The 4550-nt window shown below is 58.1% G+C and carries 4 protein-coding genes; all 4 read left to right on the top strand.

The features are described 5' to 3' along the window. Nucleotides 1-375 precede the first annotated feature (375 nt). The gene (locus AACZ55_RS15500; RefSeq protein WP_034813575.1) at nucleotides 376-762 is read left to right on the top strand and encodes a hypothetical protein; all 387 of its coding nucleotides are present in this window, start codon (nucleotides 376-378) and stop codon (nucleotides 760-762) included. 58 nt (nucleotides 763-820) lie between these two features. Next, on the top strand, nucleotides 821-2662 hold the full coding sequence (locus AACZ55_RS15495; RefSeq protein ID WP_272987647.1) for a copper resistance system multicopper oxidase: 1842 nt from the start codon (nucleotides 821-823) through the stop codon (nucleotides 2660-2662). Then, nucleotides 2659-3462, top strand: a complete 804-nt coding sequence (locus AACZ55_RS15490; protein ID WP_034813580.1) for a copper resistance protein B — start codon at nucleotides 2659-2661, stop codon at nucleotides 3460-3462. The genes AACZ55_RS15495 and AACZ55_RS15490 overlap by 4 nt, the downstream gene beginning before the upstream one ends. Nucleotides 3463-3471: 9 nt before the next feature. Then, nucleotides 3472-4550: DUF2231 domain-containing protein (locus AACZ55_RS15485; protein WP_273187705.1), on the top strand; the 1079-nt coding region annotated here is incomplete at its 3' end.

The raw sequence follows: 4550 nt of genomic DNA, 5'->3' as shown, positions 1-4550 counted from the left end.
AGGTTGCCCTTTCGCCAAGAGCCGACAATGGATTCCGAACCGCGAGTGACGCGCCCAGTAATCGTGCTTGAAATTAAATTAATTCAACGCACTATGGCACTCAAAACTTCGCTTGTTGTGCAGATTGTTTGCAATTTGTAGTGCAAACTGTGGTGCAGCCCTTTCGTGTTGTCAAAGTTCGACGCTGCCTATCAGCGACATTCGCATCGCTAACATGATTTGCTGGCCGTTCAAATTCGCGCTGGAGCGTAGCCATGCAACTTTTCGCTCGGGACTGACCCGCGGGTCTGGGTTGATCCTGCTCCGTTACGACAAACCTTGAGTGCTCAGAGGTTCTTTCTTGATTTAAACCCCTATGGGGTATAAGTGGTAGTCATGAACTTTGTTGTCGCAACTCTCGTGACGGTATTTTTCAGCCTGTCGCAGGTGCTCTGCGCGTGTCCCGTCGATATGTCGGCGACGAACAGCATGGCAACCGAGTTCACCGCTCATTCTCACCAGGCGCCCGCCGATGGGCCTGAGGCGCCCTGCGATGATGAGACTGATCACTGCAAGCTTCAGACAGCAACGGTCGCCCAAGCCGACAAGACGGCGAACCCGGTCCAGCACGTATTAGGCGATACGACGCCCATCGGGCTTGCTACACCCTCATGGCAACACGCATGGAAGCGCGTCGTCAATGTCCGCACGCCCTGGCCTGAGGTCCGAAGTTACCTGCTGCAACAAACGCCAGTCACATTAAAGGTGCGTTCCCTGAGCTGATTTCGTGCGTCGCTGCATTAGCAGCCCGATTGCATAAATTCACCTCACGGAGACGATTATGTTGAACAGACGACATATGCTGCAGACGGTGCTCGGCACCGGCGCAGCCTGGGGGGCAAGCAGCCTCCTGCCCGCTTGGGCAAAATCTTCCAGCAACGGAAACCTTGGTGTGCCCTCACTTTCGGGCACGCGCTTCGACCTCGAAATCGGGCAGTTCCCGGTCAGGCTCAACGGCAAAGTCGGTATGGCAACCGGAATCAATGGCACACTTCCCGGTCCGCTCTTGCGGTTGCGCGAGGGCGATGACGTTACAATGAACGTCACCAACCGGCTTGCCGAAGACACTTCGATCCATTGGCACGGACTGCTTGTCCCCTTCCATATGGACGGCGTGCCGGGCGTCAGCTTCCCGGGCATCAAACCGGGCGAAACGTTCAAATATCAGTTCAAGGTGCCGCAAAATGGCACTTACTGGTATCACTCCCATTCTGGTCTGCAGGAACAACTCGGCCATTACGGTCCGATCGTCATAGATCCGGCAGGTACAGACCCAGTGGCTTATGACCGGGAATATGTGCTCGTCCTCAGCGACTGGAGTTTCACGCATCCGCACCGGATCTTCGACAAGCTCAAGAAGAATGCCGAGAGCCTGAATTTCAACCGCCCGACCCTGTCGAACCCAACCGGACTTGGCGGCATGTGGGGGCAGATGCGAATGAGCCCGCGCGATCTCGCAGACGTGACCGGCGAAACCTACACCTACCTGATCAATGGCCATTCGACGGCCGATAATTTCAATATGGTCTTCCAGCCGGGCGAGCGGGTTCGCCTGCGCATTATCAACGCCTCCGCCATGACCCTCTTCAATGTCCGCCTCCCGGGCTTGCCGATGACGGTGGTCCAGGCCGACGGTCTGAATGTCCAGCCGGTTGAGACCGACGAGTTCCAGATGGGCGTGGCCGAGACGTATGATGTCATCATCGCGCCGACCGAAGCGCGCGCCTACGCCTTTGTTGCCGAATCGATCGACCGCTCCGGCCAGGCCGTCGCCACGCTCGGCCCGCGTGCCGGTATGCGGGTCGATGCGCCTGCGCTTCGAGCTGTGCCGATGCTGACCATGCGGGACATGGGAATGGCCCATGGAGACATGGCGGGCATGTCAGGCATGGGGAGAATGGATCATGGTCCGGACACCGCGACGGCCGGGGACGACATGAAAGGCCACGACATGGGTGCCATGTCGATGATGCCCGATCCTCATGGTCCGGCGGTCCAGCCCGTCAAGATTGAAGCAGATATAGAGCGCGGCCCCGGTGTCGCAAAAGTATCAGGCATGACGATGAGCCGCTTGGGCGAACCCGGTCTCGGGCTTGATGATGTCCCCCACCGCACGCTCACCTACAACCAGCTTCGCGCGCTCGACATGAATGAGGACCATCGCCCGCCTGGCCGCGAAATTGTCATTCATCTGACGTCGAACATGGAACGCTACATGTGGTCGTTCGACGGTGTAAAATTCTCCGAGGTAACCGAGTCAATCAAGTTCTACGAGGGTGAACGTGTTCGCCTGACGCTCGTAAACGATACAATGATGCCACACCCGATCCATTTGCACGGCATGTTTTTCGATCTCGTGAATGGCGGTGGTCATCACATGCCTCGAAAGCACACAGTAACGGTCAAGCCTGCAGACAGGGTCAGCGTCGACATCACCGCAGAACATGTCGGTGACTGGGCGTTCCACTGCCATCTGCTTTACCACATGCACGCTGGCATGATGCAGGTCGTCAGCGTCATTCCGCCAGCAGACGATACGACACCAGCTGAAAAAATGCCGGCAGGTCAGATGAATATGCCCATGGACCATCACGGCATGAACCATGGGGAGGGAAAATCATGATGAAACCGAATTTGGCAGCCCCTCTCCTCCTCGGCTTCGCGCTCTACGCGACCGGCAGCGCGTTCGCGGAAGACACAAATCAAACCCCGCCCTGGGATCAGGCCGACGCCATCTACGGCGAGGATGCAATGGCGGACGCTCGCCGGGACGTTCTTGCGGAAGGCGGAGACCAGAAGAGCTTCTACATCCTCTTCAACCAGCTCGAGGCTCAGATGTCTGACGAGGGCGACAGTTTGTACTGGAACGGACAGGCTTGGTATGGGGGCGATATCAACAAGCTCTGGTTCAAGAGCGAGGGCCGCGCCTCTCTGAATGGAGAGGGCGTGGATGATGCCGAGATCCAGGCGCTCTATTCCCGCGCGGTTGCGCCTTTCTGGAATGTTCAGGCGGGCGTTCGCTACGACATCGAACCGGATAGTCTCGCGCATGGGGTCGTCGCACTGAATGGTCTGGCGCCCTACTGGTTCGAAGTCGACGCTTCCGCCTTTCTCAGTGAAAAAGGCGATGTAACGGCCCGCATCGAGGCTGAATATGAGTTGCTCCTGACCCAGCGGTTGATCTTGCAGCCTCGGATCGAAGCAAATCTTTCCGCGCAGGACATACCGGAAAGGGAAACGGGCGCGGGACTTAGCACACTCGATGCCGGCTTGCGGCTTCGTTATGAAATCAGGAGGGAGTTTGCGCCTTATGTCGGCGTCGAATGGCAAAGCGCCTTCGGTGAGACACGCGACATGATCAAAGCCGCAGGCGGTGAAGGCGACGATATCGTCTTTCTCGTGGGCCTGCGGACCTGGTATTAGGAGAACAAAATGGGCGGTTTCATAGAACCCAATATTCACCCCGTGCTGGTGCATTTTACCTATGCCCTCGGCACATCTGCAGCCTTGGCATATGTGGCTGGCCTCCTCGTACCTGCAGGCCGCTGGCGCGACAGCCTTCGACCGGCCGCCGACTGGATGCTGGCATTGGCTGCCTTGGCGGTTCTGGCCACCATCGCGGCCGGGTTTCAGGCCTATTACAGCGTTGCTCACGATGCGCCGTCCCATGAAGCGATGACAACCCATCGCAACTGGGCTGTTCCCACGGGCCTCGCATTACTGGCCCTCGCCGGTTGGCGCTGGCTGAGAAGGGCCTCGTCGCCCGGCCCGGTATTTGCGATCAGTGCCCTGGCGGTGGCAGGTCTTTTGACGGTTACAGCGTGGTGGGGAGGCACAATTGTCTACAAGTACGGACTTGGCGTGCAGACCCTTCCTGAAGCCAGCGGGCCAGGCCACGATCATGATCATGGCGGCGGAGCCGGTCATGGCGACCAAGGCACCGTAAATTCAACAGACGATCATCAAGACGCTCACGGAGCGCCTCCATCCGACACGATGGATGGATCATCGGCGAGCGGCGATGGACATGATCACGACCATACCGACGGTGCAGCTGATCGAGAAATGTCAGGCACGGTCCCCGCCGGACACGACAACTCCGACGGCCATCACGACACCAAACCGGTCTCGACTGATGAACAGGCGATCCTGGATATCATGGCCGCGATCGAAACCGGTTGGGAGACCGGCGATGGCGAACTGTTCCGACAGAACTTTCTCGACTGGTCAGGCGCCCGGTACTTTGAGTCAGGCGGCGAGAATACTGGCCTGCTCGACCTTGTCGAAAATCATGTCGAGCCCGAAAAAGATACCATTCCGGATCTCGAACTCGACTTCTCGAATATAGACGTGCAATTCGAGGGAAGTGACTTTGCATGGGCTGTCGCGGACACAGCGATCAGTGGAACGTTCAGCTCCAATGGCGAACGCCTGGAGCGTATCGGGAAACAAACGGTGCTGTTCCGCAAGGTCGCCGGCACCTGGCAGGTCATTCACACGCACTCGTCCTC

Source organism: uncultured Pelagibacterium sp., assembly GCF_963972885.1.
Taxonomy (GTDB): Bacteria; Pseudomonadota; Alphaproteobacteria; order Rhizobiales; family Devosiaceae; genus Pelagibacterium; species Pelagibacterium nitratireducens.
Note: the sequence above shows the minus strand (reverse complement) of the source record. Positions and strands in the feature narration are given on the sequence as shown.